Below are 16820 nucleotides of genomic sequence, written 5' to 3' on the forward strand. Positions count from 1 at the left end.
AAACGAGACCTCATCCTGAGGGCCCGCCAACGGCGGGCGTCTCGAAGGATGGCCGCAAGCGCGCGGCCCTCCGAAGCGAATAGCTTCGCCTCAGCTCACATGCACTTTCGGCTTCTTGCCGCCGTTCCACTTGCCGTCGAGCGCGCGCTCGATCTGGGCGGCGAGTTGCAGCAACAGGCCGTCATTGGCCTGCTTGGCGATCGCCTGGATGCCGAGCGGCAGGCCATGGTCCTGCGCTGCCATCGGCATCGAGATTGCCGGCATGCCGCAGAGATTGGCGAGCGGCGTGAAGGCGAAGAAGCGCCAGAGATTGCCGAACCAGTCGAGCACGTCAGGATTGTCGGAGATGGTGAGGTATTCCCTGGTGCCGACCTTCGGTGTCGGCAGCGCGGTGATCGGCGTCAGGATCACGTCCCACTGCTCGAAGAACGTGCCGAAGCCGCGCGAGGTCGTGTTGAACACGCCTTGCATTTTCGCCCGCTCGGCGAAGCTGGTGTGGCGGCCGGCCTCCCAGATCCGGATGTTCATGGGCTCGATCAGATTTTCCGGCGGCTTCTCCAGCCCGCGCGCGGCGAGCATGTTGGAGATCACCACCGCGAAATTCGAGATGTAACAGGTGGTCTGCGCCGCAAAGGCGGCGCGGAAGTCGAGCTCTGGCAGCGCGTAGTCGACGTGATGGCCGAGGCCTTCGAGGAAACGGCCGGTCTTCTCCAGCTCGGCGGCGATCTCGGGCGTCGCGGTGTAGTCGCCCCAGGTGTGCGACAGCGCGATGCGAAGTTTTGTCGGATCGCGCTTGATCATTTCCGAATACGGCTGCGCCGTGGTCCAGAACGGCATGAACTCGCCGGGCGCAGGCCCGCGCGCATGATCGACGAAGGCGGCGGTATCGCGCACCGAGCGCGACTGGCAGCCCTGGATCGAGACGAGGCCGGTGAGGTCCGACATGTGCGGCGCCAACGAGAACACGCCGCGCGAGACCTTCAGGCCGATATTGCCGTTGACGCCGGCGGGAATGCGGATCGAGCCGCCACCGTCGGTCGCATGCGCGATCGGCACCACACCGGCGGCGACCATCGCGGCGCTGCCCGCCGACGAGCCGCAGGTGGTGTAGTCGGTATTCCAGGGATTGCGCGTGACATAGACGGCGGGATTGTCGGCCGATGAGCACACGCCGAATTCCGGCGTCGTGGTGCGTCCGATCAGGTTGAGCCCCGCCTGGCGGAATTTGCCCGTCAGGAACGTGTCCGCCGCGGCGCGATTGCCGCGCATCAACAGCGAGCCCATCTCCTGGAGCCGGCCCTTCATGGTCGGTCCGAGATCCTTCATCAGGAAGGGCAGGCCGGCGAAGGGACCTGCGAGATTGGCGCCGTCCTTGGCGGGATCGGCGATCACGTCCTCGAACAGCTCGACCACGCCCGACAGTGCCGGATTGACCTTGGCGACGCCGGCGGCGGCCTGGCGGGCCAATTCCTTCGCCGTCAGCTCGCCCTTGCGGACGCGTGCCGCCAGCGCCACGCCATCGTGCTGCGCCCATTCATTCCAGCTCATCGGCAAAGTCATGAAGTCAAAATCCCCTTAAGGTGCGGCGCCACCTTTTTCGCAACGGCCCGCGTGAATCAACTGAGCCGGCGCGAGGGGCAGGGTTGCGCCGGGCGGAGAGGTCGGACGACCCGCGATGCCGGCTCTACCAATCCGACAGTCGCGCGATCACCGCAACCGGGCCGCCGCCGGCCGGCCCCTGATGCTCGGCGCCGCCGGAGACGTAGACCACGCCGGTGCCGGCAAGGCCCGCGATCAGTCCGCCGACCGCAGCGCGGGCGTGGCGTGTCGAGCTGATGTCGGTATCTTCGAGCATGGTGTGGCGAAAGCCGCGCACGCTGCCGTCAGGCGAGGCTTCCGCCTTGGCGAAGATGTTGACGAGCGCGCGGCCCGCGCTGGCTTGCGGCGCGACACCAAGCCCGACGCTGTTCAATGCCGATACCACAGCCGGCGCGTCGATCGCATCGTCCATCACCGCGTGCCCGATTTCGAACTCGCTCGCTGACGACTCCGAGTTGCCGAGCACGATGACGACGTTGTGCATCAGCTCGATCCCGGACGAGGTGGACGCGACGTTCGAGAACAGATCGTAGCGCCGCAGCACGTCCTCGTCGCGGACGTCGGGGCCGATCTCGCCGAGCGCGACCGCAACCCCGAGCGCGGAGGCGCCGCGCGAATAGGCCATCGAGCTGTAAGCGCTCGTCGTCGCCGTCTTGCTGCCGCGCGCGTTTGCGGCCGCGACACGCTCGCTGGTCAGCAGCGGGCACTTGATCTGCACGAAATGGACGTCCGCCGGATCAGTGATGCCGGCATCCGCCATCGCGGCCTTCACAGCCTTGGCCGTCTCCGTGATCTGCGCGGAGCGCCCAAGCTCTTCGGGCAGGAAGTCGCGCGTGTGCGCCATGCCGATGCTCAGGCGCTTGCCGGACAGGCCCGCCGGGCGTTCGGCCTCGCGGCGCGTGAACACCGTGATATGCGGGCTCAGCACGCCCTCGGTGCCGCCGGACATCACGAAGGCGATGCGTTGCTCGACCTCATGCGGGGTGAGATCGAGCTTTGGCGCCAGCGCCGTGCACAGCGCGGCGACGGCGTACTCCCTGGTAAAATCGTTGACGCCGCCATTGCCCTCGGTCTTGCCGAGGATCGCCAGGATCTCGCTCGGATCGATCGCGCCGGAGCCGATCATGGCCATGAGGCCGGAGACGTCGCCGGGGCCCGTGGTGGCGATTTTGAAGACGCCGACCGATGTGGTGCGCATGAGTGATCCTCAGAGTTCGGTGGTCCGGCGGTGCAAACAGCCGTTGAACCGGCGTGTATGTCAATCCCCGTCGTCGTCCTGGCGAAAGCCAGGACCCATTACCCCAAGTGTTGGTTTGGCGAAGATTCGTCGTAGGTACTCATACCGTCAGCAATCGATGGATTCCGCGGTATGGGTCCTGGCTTTCGCCAGGACGACGGCGGAGTGTGTGCGCAGCCCTCGCCATCCCCACGATTGTGGCGAGATCGCATCGATCCAGCAAAAAATCCTCTGTCGACGGTTGCGCGCCGCACCTTGATGAATCAACCTTGGTTGGTCCATAAGCGGCGTCCCGCGGCCGGTGGTTCGCCCCCGCGTCGGGTGCTTGGATAGAGGGATTCTCGCGTGGCAAATATCAACCAGAAAATTGCGCAGGAGCTTGGGGTACGGGCGGAGCAGGTCGAGGCGGCGGTGACGCTGCTCGACGGCGGCGCCACGGTTCCCTTCATCGCCCGCTACCGCAAGGAAGCGACCGGTGCGCTCGACGACGCGCAATTGCGCACCCTGGAGGAGCGCCTGGTCTACCTGCGCGAGCTTGAGGACCGCCGCAAGGCCATCCTCGAATCGGTCCGCGAGCAGGGCAAGCTCGATGCCGCGCTGGAAGCCAGCATCATGGCCGCCGACAGCAAGGCGCGCCTCGAAGACATCTATCTGCCGTTCAAGCCGAAGCGCCGCACCAAGGCCGAGATCGCCAAGGAAGCCGGCCTCGAGCCGCTCGCCAATCAGCTCATCGCCGAGCCCGGCAACGATCCGAAGGTCGTCGCCGAAGGCTTCATCAACGCCGAGAAGGGCGTGGCTGATGCCACTGCCGCGCTCGACGGCGCCCGCGCCATCCTGGTCGAGCGCTTCGACGAGGACGCCGACCTGATCGGTGCGTTGCGCGAAGACGTGTGGACCAATGCGCGCATGGCTTCCAAGGTGCGCGACGGCAAGAAGACCGAGGGCGAAAAGTTCGCCGACTATTTCGATTTCTCCGAGCCGCTGACCAGGCTGCCCTCGCATCGCATCCTCGCGATGTTCCGCGGCGAAAAGGAAGAAATCCTCGACCTCCAGATCCAGGCCGAGGAAGCGCCGCCGGCTGGCGTGCCGGGCGCCTACGAGCTGAAGATCATGAAGCGGTTCGGCATTGCCGACCTCAAGCGTGCCGGCGACCGCTGGCTGATCGACACCGTGCGCTGGGCCTGGCGCACCAAGATCCAGGTGCATCTCAACATCGATTTGCGCATGCGGCTGTGGAACTCGGCCGAGACCGAGGCCGTGCGCGTGTTCGCCTCCAATCTGCGCGACCTGTTGCTGGCGGCGCCCGCTGGCACCCGCGTCACCATGGGGCTCGACCCCGGCTACCGCACCGGCGTCAAGGTCGCCGTCACCGACGCGACCGGCAAGGTCGTCGATACCGCCGTGATCTATCCGCACGAGCCGCAGCGGCAATGGAACGAGTCGCTCGCGATCCTCGGCCGGCTCGCGATGAAGCACCGCGTCGAGCTGATCGCGATCGGCAACGGTACCGCCTCGCGCGAGACCGACAAGCTCGCGGGCGATCTCGTCAAGGGTCTCGCCGAGCTGAAGATGAACAAGATCGTGGTGTCGGAAGCCGGCGCGTCGGTCTATTCGGCTTCGGCCTTTGCGTCGGAGGAATTGCCCGGCCTCGATGTCACCCTGCGCGGCGCGGTCTCGATCGCGCGGCGTCTGCAGGATCCGCTCGCCGAGCTCGTCAAGATCGAGCCGAAAGCGATCGGCGTCGGCCAGTATCAGCATGACCTCGGCCAGGCCAAGCTCGCCAAATCGCTCGACGCCGTGGTCGAAGACTGCGTGAACGCCGTCGGCGTGGACGTCAACACCGCCTCCGCGCCGCTGCTCGCGCGCGTGTCGGGCGTCGGCTCCGGCCTTGCCGCGAGCATCGTGGCGCATCGTGACGCCAATGGCCCGTTCAAGTCGCGCAAGGCGCTCAAGGACGTGCCGCGGCTCGGGCCCAAGGCGTTCGAGCAGTGCGCGGGCTTTTTGCGCATCCTCGGCGGCGAGGACCCGCTCGATGCCTCCGGCGTGCATCCGGAAGCCTATCCCGTGGTGCGCCGGATTCTCGAGGCGACCAAGAGCGACATCAAGGCGCTGATCGGCAGCAGCGAGATCGTCCGCACCTTGAGGCCGAAGGATTTCGTCGACGAGACCTTCGGCCTGCCGACCGTCACGGACATCCTGCGCGAATTGGAAAAGCCCGGCCGCGACCCGCGACCGGCGTTCAAGGCCGCCGTGTTCAAGGAGGGTGTCGAGGAGATCAAGGACCTGAAGAAGGGCATGATCCTCGAGGGCACCGTGACCAACGTCGCCGCCTTCGGTGCCTTCGTCGACATCGGCGTGCACCAGGACGGCCTCGTCCACATCTCGGCGATGTCGAAGAACTTCATCAAGGATCCGCGCGAGGTGGTGAAGCCCGGCGACATCGTCATGGTGAAGGTGCTGGACTTCGAGGTCGCCCGCAAGCGCATCTCGCTGACGCTGCGGCTCGACGACGAGGTCGGCGCCAAGAAGGACGCCCCCGGCATGCAGCGCGACAACGGCCAGCGCAACGCGAGCCGCATGACCTCGTCTGCGCCGCGCAAGCAGGAATCCTCCGGCGGCGGCGCGCTTGCGGAAGCAATGCGCCGCGCGGCGGAGAAGAGCGGCAAGCGCGCGTGACGTCTCTTACCTCTCCCCGCTCTTTGCGGGGAGAGGTCGGAATTCGCGCGCAGCGCGGATTCCGGGTGAGGGGCAGGGCACTATGTTGCCGAGCTGGAAGTCCATCCGACTCGTTCTGTCCTTCATTCAAACCGTGTTCGCGGAGACAGCCCCTCACCCCACCCTCTCCCCGTAAGAACGGGGAGAGGGAGTGCACGAGCGTGCCTTCCCTAACTTCCGCGTCAGAATCTGGCGCGTTTGTAAGTTGAAGGTGCCTGTCCCTTCCTCTCATCTGATCCTTCTGACGCGGCAGAAATACCGCCGCGCAGCACGGAGGATGCTTCGATGGACAACAGGCTTCTCAAAGGCCTCACTGCGGTGACGGTCGCCGCAGTGATGGCGCTCGCTTCACCAGTGCTCGCCCGTGGCGGCATGGGGGGCGGAGGTCACGGCGGCTTCGGCGGTGGTGGCCATGGCGGCTTTGGCGGCGCTGGCCACTTCGGTGGTGGCGGCATGCACGTCGGTGGTGGCGGCATGGGTGGCGGGGCCATGCGATCTGGCGGGATGGGCGGCCCTCATATCGGTGGTGCCCGCTTCGTCGGTTCGCCGATGGCTGCCCGCGCCGCCATCGGACCCCGCTTTGCCGCAGCTCCGCTGGCGACCCGCGCCGCCTTCGGACCGCGGTTTGCCGGCACGGGCTGGCACGGCAGGCCCTTCATCGGCCGCCATGCCTTCTTCCGCCATCATCATCGCTTCCACCGGTTCGCCTTCGTCGGTGCGCCGTTCATCTATGCCAACTACTACGACGACGGCTGCTGGCGCAGGAGCTGGACGCCCTACGGGTGGCAATGGGTCAATGTGTGCGGAGACTATTGGTAGTCGCATCGCCGTACCGCACCATTGTCGCGATCGCCATCGGGCAGTTCCGCTCAGCCCCGGAACGGGATAGTCTGGTGGCGATCGTCGCGCGGAGTTTTGCATGACCGGAGGTCACCGCCGCATCCTGGTCGTCGAGGACGATCCGGAAACCGCAGGCCAGCTCGTCGAGGAATTGACGACCTCGGGCTATGACGTCGATCTCGCCGCCACCGGGCGCGAGGCCCTCAGCCACGGCGCCGCGCGTGATTATGCCGTGATCACCATCGACCGCATGCTGCCTGACATCGACGGCATCACCGTGATGCGCCAATTGCGCGACGACGGCATCGCCGCGCCCTTCCTGATCATCTCCGCGCTCGGCGAGGTCGACGACCGCGTCCGCGGCCTGCGCGCCGGCGGCGACGACTATCTGGTCAAGCCGTTCTCCTTCGTCGAGCTGCTGGCGCGGCTGGAGGTCCTCGGCCGGCGCAGCGACACCATCGCCAAGGAGACGCTGCTGCGCGTCGGCGACCTCGCCATCGACCTGATCGCACGCAGCGCCAGCCGCCGCGGCCGCAAGATTCCGCTGCTGCCGCGGGAATTCCAGCTGCTCGAATATCTCGTCCGCAACGAGGGCCGCGTCGTCTCCCGCGCGATGCTGCTCCAGCACGTCTGGGACCTGCATTTCGATCCCTCCACCAACATCATCGACGTCTATGTCGGCCGCGTCCGCCGCAAGGTCGACGATGCCCAGGCCTATCCGCTGATCCATACCATCCGCGGTATCGGATATTGCCTCCGTGCTCCTGGCTAAGACGCTCCACTCCTCGACCTTCCGCCTGGCGCTGATGGCGATCGCGGCATTCGGACTGATCGTCGCGGCGATCATGGCTTATGTCTATGTCGGGACGCTCGCCTATGTGGAGCGCCGGCTCGGCGCTGCCGTCGATCACGATGGCTTCACCACCATGATCGAGCTCGCGATGGTCGCAGTCGCCGTGCTGCTCCTCGTCCTCGCCGGACTTGCGGCGGTGCTGGTGACGCGGCGCACGGTCGGCCGGATCGAGGAGATCAACGCGACCAGCCGTGCCATCATGCTGTCCGGCCTCGACCGGCGCATTCCGCTGCGCGGCAGTCACGACGAATGGGACCGCGTCGCCGAAAATCTCAACCAGATGCTCGACCGCATCGAGACGCTGATGGGCGAGGTCAAGCAGGTCAGCGACAATGTCGCCCACGATTTGCGCACGCCGCTGACGCGCATGCGCGGCCGGCTGGAAAAGGCCTATCACACCCCGCGAAACAGCGAGGCCGACGCGGCCCTGATCGGCGACACCATCGCCGATCTCGATGCCGTGCTCGGCATGTTCGCCTCCATCACCCGGATCTCGGAGATCGAAACCCGCGCGCGCCGGAGCGCCTTTCGCCCGCTGAACCTGACCGAAATCGCCGGCGAGGTGGTCGAGCTCTACGACGCCGCCGCCGAGCAGGTCGCGACCCGCCTCAGTCTCGACGGCGACCGCGAGGTGGCGATCACGGGCGACCGCGACCTCCTGTTCGACGCCGTCGCCAATCTCGTCGACAACGCGATCAAGCACGGCCGCAAAGGCGGGCAGGTGACGGTGACCTGCCGCAGCGCCGATGGCGGCCCGGTGATCGCGATCGCCGACGATGGACCTGGCATTCCCACCGAGGCGCGCGATCGCGTCTTCAAGCGCTTCTACCGGCTCGAGCAGAGCCGCTACACGCCGGGCAACGGCCTCGGTCTCAGCCTCGTCGCCGCGGTCGCGGGCCTTCATGGCGCCGAGATTGCGCTGCATGACAATGCGCCGGGCCTGACCGTCCAGCTACGGTTTCCGCATACCGGCACCCAACTTGCATGATCGCACTGGTATCGAGTGGAAGTCCTGCAATGTCCCGCCTGCCAGACCTCGTCATCGCCAACGCCCGCACGCGCAGCCGCGAGATCGTCGACATCGCCATCGCCGATGGCGTGATTACCGCGATCGGCAGCCGGCTGGAGACCGCTGCCCAATCCTTCGTCGATGCCAAAGGCGGTCTGGTCACGCCCGCTTTCGTCAATCCGCACCTGCATCTCTGCAAGGTCTGGACCCTGCCGATGATGTCGGAGGCGGCACTCGAGGCCTATCAGGGCGGCGGCATGAGCGAGGCGGCGAAGGCGGTCGAGCTCGCCGCGGTGGTGAAGAACAACTATGACGCGTCCTGGATCGTCCCGAACGCGCGGCGCGCGGTGGCGCTCGCCGCGCTCCACGGCAATCTCCACATTCGCGCCTTCGCCGATGTCGACACCAAGGCCCGGCTCGAAGGCATCAAGGCACTGCTCGCCATCCGCGAGGAGTTTCGCGGCATCGTCGAGATCCAGGTCGTTGCCTTCCCGCAGGACGGCCTGCTCCGCGAGCCCGGCGCAGACGACCTGATGCGCAAGGCGATGGCGCTTGGGGCCGATGTCGTCGGTGGCATCCCCTGGATCGAAGCTGATGAAGAGGACATGCGCCGCCATGTCGCGTTCTGCTTCGATCTCGCGACCGAGCACGGCGCCGACGTCTCGATGCTGTTGGACGATGTCGGCGACGCCAATATGCGCACGCTCGACATGATGGCGCGCGCAGTGATCGCCCGCGGCGTCGAGGGCTGGGCGCTGGCGCATCACTGCCGGGCGATGGCGCTCTATCCCGACAATTATTTCCGTGAATTGATGGCGCTGCTCGGGAGCGCCCGCGTCAGCGTCGTCAGCAATCCCCACACCGGCCCGCTGCATGCGCGCGTGAAGGAGCTCTTGGCCGCCGACATCAATGTCTGCCTCGGGCAGGACGATATCTCCGACGCCTATTATCCGTTTGGCCGCAACAACATGCTGGAGGTGGCGTTCCTCGCTTCACATCTGTTGTGGATGACCGGGAAGAACGAGTTCGAGACGCTCTACGACATGATCACCACGCGCGCCGCCGCGGCGATCAACCTCGAGCGCTACGGTCTCGGGCTCGGCTGCGTGGCCAATCTGGTCGTGCTCGAGCAGGACGACGTCACCGAGGCCCTGCGTTTCCACAGCCCCCCGCGTGTCGTCATCAGCCACGGCCGCGTTGTCGACACCGACCGCATGCGCGCGCTGGCGCAGATTGCCGCCCGCGATTGATTCACGCCGCTCAAAGCTCGATCACGCCCCGGCGCGCCGCATGCGCCACCGCATCGGTGCGGCCGGTGGCATCCAGCTTGTCGAGCAGCGAGCCGACGTGGAATTTCACGGTGTGCACGGAGATGCCGAGCTGACGCGCGATCATCTTGTTGGAGGCGCCTTCGGCCATCAGCGCCAGCACGTCGAGCTCCCGCTGCGTCAGCGCGATGTCTTCAGGCATGCTGCGCGCATCGCGGGCGACGACCGTCGCAGCGGCCCGCTCGCCAGGTGCGGCGAGGCGAATCCCGCTGACATTGCCGAGCAGTGCCGTCAGGCGATCGGCCAGCGCAGGATCGTCGATCTCCAGCGCGAGCACGATCTCGGCCGTGTTGTCCGCGCTCACGCCTCCGGCCTCTCGCCGACCGTGACCTTGAAGCTGACCGGCTCGCCGCCGCGGCGCACCGCGACATCGACCACGGCGCCGACGCTGGCAGGGCCCAGCGTCCGCGACAGCGCGCGCACGCCGGACAGCTTCTGGTCGTTGACGGCCACGATCACGTCGCCCTGGCGGATGCCGGCCGCGGCCGAAGGACCGGCCTTGTCGACATGCATCACCATCGCGCCGACGCCATCGTCGAGCCGCACCGGCTGGAGCCCGAGGCCGAGATATCCGCGGGCGATGCGGCCGCGGCTTTCCAGCTGCGGCGCGACGCGCTCGATCGTCGCGGTCGGAATGACGAGCACCCGCCGCGGCCCGAGCACGGCCATGCCGAAGGCGTCACCCGATGCATCGAGCGCGAGGCCGCCCTGCTGGCTTTCGCGCAGGCGGACGTCGAGCTCGATCCGGGCATCGATGTCGCCGCCGCGCAAGGAGCGCCAGCCCTTGCCGGACGCCGATACCATTCCGAGCGCGGCGCTCGGCGTCTCGCGATGGGTGGCGACCACGATCGACAATGCGCCGAGCGGCGGGACTGTGGCATCAAGCTTGACCGGCGCGAGCGCGGTGTCAGCGCGCAGCAGCGCGACGTCGGTGGTGTGGTCGCGCCCGGCGATCGTGGCGGCGACCCTGCTGCCGTCGGCGAGGCCGATCTCGACCTCGCCCTCGTCGGCCAGCGCCTCGTCGGCGGTGATGACCAGGCCGCTCTTCCAGACGAAGCCGGTTGCGCGGGAGCGATGCGAATGCACGGAGACGACGGACGGCGCGGTGCGCGCCACCAATTCCGCGAGCGCGGACGACAGTGAGAACAGGGGACTAAGATCAGTCATGGCGGGCTCCTGTAAGTTGTCCTCAATCTGGGATGCCGCGGGCGATTGCGAAACTGGCCGGGTGGCCAGGACGAGAACCAGGACCAGAACAGGGGACAGGGGCGGGCCTCCGTAGGACCACGGCCGACGAACATGTGATTGGGAGCGCCTCACGGGAACGTGTAGCAATCCCGAAATTGCGCCCTGTGGCCTCAAGGATTTCAGCGAGCCCTGACTGATGACCATCGACCTCACCCGCCGCACCCTGCTTCAACTCGCCGGTGCCACGTCGCTCGCGATGGCGGCCGCAGCCGCGGCGCGTGCCGAGGGCACACCGCAAGGCGGCGGACCGACCTATGCCAGCCGCACGCCGATGCGGGTCGGCATGGTCACGCTCCGGGTCAAGAATCTCGACAAGGTGGCCGGCTACTACCGCGACGTGATCGGCCTCACCGTGATGGAGCGCTCGTCGGCCGCAGCAAGGCTCGGCACGGGCGGCATCACGCTCCTGGTGCTGGAGGCCCGTCCCGATGCCGCGATTGAATCGCGCAGCGCCGCCGGCCTCTATCACACCGCCTTCCTGATGCCGACCCGCAAGGACCTCGCGCGCTGGCTGGTTCATGCGGCCTCACATCGCGTGCAGCTGTCGGGCTTTGCCGATCACCTCGTCAGCGAATCCGTCTATCTCGACGATCCCGAAGGCAACGGCATCGAGGTCTATGCCGATCGCGATCCCTCGCAATGGCAGTGGAGCGAGGGCAGCGTGAAGATGGCAACCGACGAGCTCAACATCCCCGACCTCTTGTCGCTGACCAATACGCGCGTTCCTGATTATGCCAAGGCGCCGGACGGGATGCGTGTCGGCCACATGCATCTGCGCGTCGGCGATCTCGCGCAGGCCGAGAGCTTCTATCACGGCACGGTTGGCCTCGACCCGACCCGCAAGCGCAACGGCGCGGCGTTCCTGTCGTCGGGCCGCTATCACCATCACCTCGGCATGAACGTCTGGCAGAGCCAGGGCGCCGGCCAGCGCGACGATTCCACGACCGGTCTCGCCTGGTTCTCGCTGGTGATGGCGAAGCAGGAGCTGCTCGCCGCCCAGGAAGAGCGCCTGCGCAAGAGCGGCGTGAAGGTCACGGCGCTTGCCGACGGCGTGGAGGCAATCGATCCCTGGGGCACGCGGGTACGCTTGCTCAAGGTTTGATCGCCGGGGCGGGCATTGCTAATACCTCTAGGGTGCCAGCTTCCGGAGCCCCCGACATGTCCGAATTCCACGGCGTCTTCCCCTACCTCGTCTCCCCCGTTGATGCCGACGGCACGGTGCGGACGAGCGTGCTCGCAAGGCTCTGTGACGACCTGATCGGCGCCGGCGTGCATGGACTGACGCCGCTGGGCTCGACCGGCGAGTTCGCCTATCTCAATGCCGCGCAGCGCACCGCGGTCGTAGAGACCACGATCGAAGCCGCGAAGGGCCGCGTGCCGGTCGTGGCCGGCGTCGCCTCCACCTCGACGGCGGATGCGGTGGCGCAGGCACGGGCCTATCAGGCACTCGGCGCCGCCGGCATCCTGGCGATCCTGGAGGCTTATTTCCCGCTCTCGGATGTCCAGGTCGAATCCTATTTCCGCGCCATCGCGGATGCCGTGGACATTCCCGTCGTCATCTACACCAATCCGCAATTCCAGCGCTCCGATCTCACGCTCGACACCATCGCGCGCCTCGCGGAGCATCCGCGCATCGGCTACATCAAGGACGCCTCGACCAACACCGGCCGGCTGCTCTCGATCATGAACCGCTGCGGCGATGCCTTGCGCGTGTTCTCGGCATCCGCCCATATCCCGGCGGCGGTGATGCTGATCGGCGGGCTCGGCTGGATGGCGGGCCCGGCCTGCATCATCCCGCGCCAGAGCGTGGCTCTCTACGACCTCTGCAAGGCCGGCCGCTGGGACGAGGCCATGACGCTCCAGCGCCGGCTGTGGCGCATCAACGAGGCCTTCGCCCGCTTCAACCTCGCCGCCTGCATCAAGGCCGGGCTTTCGATCCAGGGCTACGACGTCGGCGATCCCGTCCCGCCGCAGGCCGCGCTGACGGCCGATGCGCGCAGGGTCGTGGAAGCGGCGCTGAGAGAGCTGGCATAGCGAGCCGTCATTCCGGGGCGGTCCGAAGGACCGAGCCCGGAATCTCGAGATTCCGGGTCTGGTCCTTCGGACCATCCCGGAATGACGATCCCAACGGCATGCCGAAATCGTGGATATCCCGCCCAAAACCGCGGCTGGCCTGCCCCTGATCGATCCGCTAAAAGGCAGCCCGCAATTTCGAAAAGACCCTGAGGACCCCACGGAATGAACATTCTTCCCGGCAATTTGCGTTTCGGAGCGGGCCAGCCCGTCAAGCGTTTGGAAGACCAGCGGCTGCTGACCGGGAAGGGGCAATTCATCGACGACAAGCCGGAAGACGGCGCGCTGTGGTTGCATGTGCTGCGCTCGCCGCACGCGCACGCGAAGATCGTCTCGATCGACACCAGCGCCGCGGCTGCGATGCCCGGCGTCACCGCGGTCTACACCGGCGCTGACCTTCTCAAGGACGACATCGGCGCCATCCCGACCTTGAGCATCTTCAAGCGCCCCGACGGCAAGCCGATGACGGTGCCGCCGCGCCGCCTGCTCGCCCATGAGATCGTGCGCTACGCCGGCGAAGCGGTGGCAGCCGTGGTGGCGGCCTCTCGCGCGGAAGCACAGAGCGCGACTGAGGCGATCGTGGTCGAATACGACGTGCAGCCCGCGGTGGTCGATCCGGTCGAGGCGGTCAAGCCCGGCACGCCCGTGGTGTGGCCGGAGGCGCCCGACAACATCGTTGGCGCGATGGCTTACGGCGACGCTGCCAAGGTCGATGAGGCCTTTGCCAAGGCCGCGCACACCGTCGAGCTCGATCTCGTCAGCCAGCGCCTCGTGCCCTCCGCGATGGAGCCGCGCTCGACCATTGCCGAGATCGACAAGAAGACCGGCCGCCTCCTCCTGCATGTGCAGTCGCAGACGCCGGCCTCGACCCGCGACGTCCTCGCCGAAGCCGTGCTCAAGCGTCCGAAGGACAGCGTGCGCGTGCTGGTCGGCGATATCGGCGGCGGCTTCGGCCAGAAGACCAACCTCTATCCCGAGGACGGCATCGTCGCCTATGCCGCGACCAAGCTGAACAGGAAGATCCGCTGGCGCGGCGACCGCACCGACGAGTTCGTCGGCGGCACCCATGGCCGCGATCTCACTTCGACGGCCTCCTTCGCGCTGGATGAGAAGGGCAAGGTGCTGGCCTATCGCGTCAAGTCGATCGGCTGCACCGGGGCGTACTCCTCAGGCGCTGCCAACATCATTCCTTTGGTGCTCGGACCGTTCGTGCAGACCGGCGTCTACGACCTGCCGCTGGTGCATTTCGAGGTGCAGTCGGTGATGACCCACACCGCGCCCGTCGGGGCCTATCGCGGCGCCGGCCGGCCCGAGGCGGTCTTCATCGTCGAGCGCCTGTTCGACGCTGCCGCGCGAAAGATCGGCATGGACCCGCGCGCCATCCGCAAAGCCAACTATATCAAGCCGGCGCAGCTGCCCTACACCAACGCGGCCGGCCAGGTTTACGATTCCGGCGCCTTCGCCCACATGCTCGACCGTGCCGTGAAGCTCGCCGATTGGGACGGCTTTGCCGCGCGCAAGAAGGCGGCCAAGAAGAAGGGCATGCTCTACGGCCGCGGGCTCACCTCCTACATCGAATGGACCGGCGGCCGCGCGCATACCGAGAAGGTCAGCCTGCACGCGACCTCGCAGGGGCGCGTCGTGCTGCATTCCGGCACCATGGCGATGGGGCAGGGCTTGCAGACCACCTACACCCAGATGATCTCCGACTCGCTCGGCATTCCCCTCGACAAGATCGATGTCGTCCAGGGCGACACCGATCTGGCCATGGGTTTTGGCAGCGTCGGCTCGCGCTCGCTGTTCGTCGGCGGCACGGCAGTCGCGGTCTCCTCCAACGATCTGATCCAGAAGGCGCGCGAGAAGGCGGCCAACGTGCTGGAGACCTCGGTCGAGGACATCGAGTATCAGGGCGGCATGCTCACCGTGGTCGGCACCGACCGCCGCATCAGCCTGTTCGATCTCGCCGAGAAGGAGAGCGGCGCCAAGCTCAGCGTCGATTCCGAAGGCGAGGTGGATGGACCGAGCTGGCCGAACGGCACGCATATCTGCGAGGTCGAGATCGACCCGGAGACCGGCGTGTCCAAGGTCGTGCGCTACACCACCGTCGACGACGTCGGCGTCGCCGTGAACCCGATGCTGGTCACCGGCCAGATCCATGGCGGCGTCGCGCAAGGCATCGGCCAGGCGCTGTATGAGGGCGTCTCCTACGATGCCGACGGCCAGCTTCTCACCGCGAGCTACCAGGACTACTGCATCCCGCGCGCCGACGACGTGCCGCCGATCGTGGTGACGCTCGACGACACCGCGCCCTGCCGCACCAATCCGCTCGGCGCCAAGGGCTGCGGCGAATCCGGCGCCATCGGCGGCCCTCCTTGCGTCACCAACGGCGTGATGGACGCGCTCGCCGAGCTCGGCATCACCCAGCTGAATACGCCGCTGACGCCGCAGAAGATCTGGCAAGCGATCAGGGATGCGAAGGCGGGGTAGGGGCAACACTCTGTTACGCGGGCTATTGCGACAAACTCCGCTGTCGTCCCGGCCAAGCGCGCCATAAGCGCGCGCCGATCCGGGACCCATAACCACAGGGAGTGGTTGTGGCGCGAAGTCGGTAACTCCGAATCCCCGTAACCACACCCGCCTGTGGTTATGGGTCCCGGATCTGCGCTTACGCTTGTCCGGGACGACGGCGGAGAATGAGGCGACTGCTGGGGGCTAAATCCCCAGCATCATCTTCGCGATGATGTCGCGCTGGATCTCCGAGGTACCGCCGAAGATCGTATAGGCGCGGCCGTTGAGATATTCCGGTACCACCGTCAGCATGTCCTCCGGGATCGCCGGCTCGTGGTTGAGCCTGTAGAGTGGACGCATCGGCTCGACGGCGAGTGCGTCGTGGCCGATCACGTCGACTCCCAGCCGCGTCACGGCCTGGCGGATCTCGCTGTTGCGCAGCTTCAGGATCGACGACACCGCGCCGGGATTCTGTCCGGTCTGCAGCGCCGAGAGCACGCGCAGCTCCGTCATCTCCAGCGCGTCGATGTCGACCTCGACCTCCGAGATGCGCGTTGCGATGTCAGCGCTGTCGATCGCGCGTCCGGTTAAATCGGATGCAGCAAGATCGGCGATGGCCTTCAACCCTTCGCGCAGCTTGGCCGAGGCAATGCCGGAGCCGCGCTCGAACTCGAGCAGGTATTTGCCGTAGGTCCAGCCCTTGCCTTCCTCGCCGACCCGGTTGGCCACGGGCACGCGCACGTCGTCGAAGAACACCTGGTTGACCTCGTGGTCGCCGCCGATGGTGAGGATCGGGCGCGTCTTGATGCCCGGCGTCTTCATGTCGATCAGGATGAAGCTGATGCCGTCCTGCTGTCGTGGCCCGTCGCTGGTGCGCACCAGCGCGAACATGCGGTTGGCGTGATGGGCATGCGTGGTCCAGATTTTTGTGCCGTTGATGATGTAGTCGTCGCCGTCGCGCACCGCGCGCGTCTTCAGCGAGGAGAGGTCGGAGCCGGAGCCGGGCTCGGAATAGCCCTGGCACCAATAGTCCTCGCCGGAGAGAATCCGCGGCAAATAGAAGTTCTTCTGCTCGGGGCTGCCGAAGCCGATGATGACGGGCCCGACCATCTTCACGCCCATCACGTTGACGTTGGGCACGCCCGCGCGCGCGGATTCGGTCTCAAAAATCCAGCGCTGCGCCGGCGTCCAGGCGGGGCCGCCATATTCGACCGGCCAGCCCGGCGCGCCCCAGCCCTGCTTGTGCAGCGCGCGCTGCCAGGCCATGCCGATGTCAGGATCGGAGAACACCGATGGCGTCAGCGCGGTGGCGCGCTTCATCTCCTCAGTGAGATTCTTGGCGATGAAGCCGCGCACCTCGCTCTGGAAGGCGCGCTCCTCGGCATTGAACGTGAGGTCCATGAGGCTCTC

The 16820-nt window shown here is 66.8% G+C and carries 13 protein-coding genes; 8 read left to right on the forward strand and 5 right to left on the reverse strand.

What is annotated here, in order from left to right; genetic code table 11:
- Nucleotides 1-90 precede the first annotated feature (90 nt).
- Both JQ592_RS20640 and JQ592_RS20645 read right to left on the reverse strand, forming a co-directional pair.
- On the reverse strand, nucleotides 91-1560 hold the full coding sequence (locus JQ592_RS20640; RefSeq protein WP_211404624.1) for an amidase: 1470 nt from the start codon (nucleotides 1558-1560) through the stop codon (nucleotides 91-93).
- A gap of 124 nt (nucleotides 1561-1684) precedes the next feature.
- Nucleotides 1685-2797: a ring-opening amidohydrolase gene (locus tag JQ592_RS20645; protein ID WP_211404625.1), complete on the reverse strand. Its 1113-nt coding sequence runs from the start codon at nucleotides 2795-2797 to the stop codon at nucleotides 1685-1687.
- Nucleotides 2798-3181: 384 nt separating this feature from the next.
- Here JQ592_RS20645 and JQ592_RS20650 point away from each other — a divergent pair, with 384 nt between their 5' ends.
- The 5 genes from JQ592_RS20650 to JQ592_RS20670 all read left to right on the forward strand — a co-directional run bounded on the left by JQ592_RS20650 (nucleotide 3182) and on the right by JQ592_RS20670 (nucleotide 9503).
- Nucleotides 3182-5512, forward strand: coding sequence for a Tex family protein (locus JQ592_RS20650; protein ID WP_211404626.1), 2331 nt, complete (start codon nucleotides 3182-3184; stop codon nucleotides 5510-5512).
- Between the two features lie 324 nt (nucleotides 5513-5836).
- A complete protein-coding gene (locus JQ592_RS20655) occupies nucleotides 5837-6370 on the forward strand; it encodes a hypothetical protein (protein WP_211404627.1) in 534 nt (177 codons plus the stop codon).
- 100 nt (nucleotides 6371-6470) lie between these two features.
- Complete coding sequence (locus JQ592_RS20660; protein WP_211404628.1) at nucleotides 6471-7163, forward strand: response regulator transcription factor; 693 nt, start codon at nucleotides 6471-6473, stop codon at nucleotides 7161-7163.
- Nucleotides 7150-8232: a sensor histidine kinase gene (locus JQ592_RS20665; RefSeq protein ID WP_211404629.1), complete on the forward strand. Its 1083-nt coding sequence runs from the start codon at nucleotides 7150-7152 to the stop codon at nucleotides 8230-8232. The genes JQ592_RS20660 and JQ592_RS20665 overlap by 14 nt, the downstream gene beginning before the upstream one ends.
- A gap of 29 nt (nucleotides 8233-8261) precedes the next feature.
- Nucleotides 8262-9503 (forward strand): amidohydrolase family protein, encoded by a 1242-nt coding sequence (locus tag JQ592_RS20670; protein WP_246820547.1) that lies wholly within the window; start codon nucleotides 8262-8264, stop codon nucleotides 9501-9503.
- A gap of 10 nt (nucleotides 9504-9513) precedes the next feature.
- On the opposite strand, the gene JQ592_RS20675 is transcribed toward JQ592_RS20670, so the two are convergent.
- Nucleotides 9514-9885 carry a response regulator transcription factor gene (locus tag JQ592_RS20675; protein WP_211404631.1) on the reverse strand — a complete coding sequence of 124 codons (372 nt, stop codon included), beginning with the start codon at nucleotides 9883-9885 and terminating at the stop codon, nucleotides 9514-9516.
- Entirely contained in the window at nucleotides 9882-10748 is an 867-nt protein-coding gene (locus JQ592_RS20680; RefSeq protein ID WP_211404632.1) for a S1C family serine protease, read from the reverse strand. The genes JQ592_RS20675 and JQ592_RS20680 overlap by 4 nt, the downstream gene beginning before the upstream one ends.
- A 217-nt stretch (nucleotides 10749-10965) precedes the next feature.
- On the opposite strand from JQ592_RS20680, the gene JQ592_RS20685 reads away from it, so the two are divergent.
- The 3 genes from JQ592_RS20685 to JQ592_RS20695 all read left to right on the forward strand — a co-directional run bounded on the left by JQ592_RS20685 (nucleotide 10966) and on the right by JQ592_RS20695 (nucleotide 15389).
- Complete coding sequence (locus tag JQ592_RS20685; protein ID WP_211404633.1) at nucleotides 10966-11931, forward strand: VOC family protein; 966 nt, start codon at nucleotides 10966-10968, stop codon at nucleotides 11929-11931.
- Between the two features lie 56 nt (nucleotides 11932-11987).
- Nucleotides 11988-12863: a dihydrodipicolinate synthase family protein gene (locus JQ592_RS20690; protein ID WP_211404634.1), complete on the forward strand. Its 876-nt coding sequence runs from the start codon at nucleotides 11988-11990 to the stop codon at nucleotides 12861-12863.
- 204 nt (nucleotides 12864-13067) lie between these two features.
- On the forward strand, nucleotides 13068-15389 hold the full coding sequence (locus JQ592_RS20695) for a xanthine dehydrogenase family protein molybdopterin-binding subunit (RefSeq protein WP_211404635.1): 2322 nt from the start codon (nucleotides 13068-13070) through the stop codon (nucleotides 15387-15389).
- Nucleotides 15390-15614: 225 nt separating this feature from the next.
- Here JQ592_RS20695 and JQ592_RS20700 read toward each other — a convergent pair whose 3' ends face one another.
- Nucleotides 15615-16811 carry an acyl-CoA dehydrogenase family protein gene (locus JQ592_RS20700; RefSeq protein ID WP_211404636.1) on the reverse strand — a complete coding sequence of 399 codons (1197 nt, stop codon included), beginning with the start codon at nucleotides 16809-16811 and terminating at the stop codon, nucleotides 15615-15617.
- Between the last annotated feature and the right edge of the window lie 9 nt (nucleotides 16812-16820).

This window comes from Bradyrhizobium iriomotense (assembly GCF_018129405.1).
Classification (GTDB): Bacteria; Pseudomonadota; Alphaproteobacteria; order Rhizobiales; family Xanthobacteraceae; genus Bradyrhizobium; species Bradyrhizobium iriomotense_B.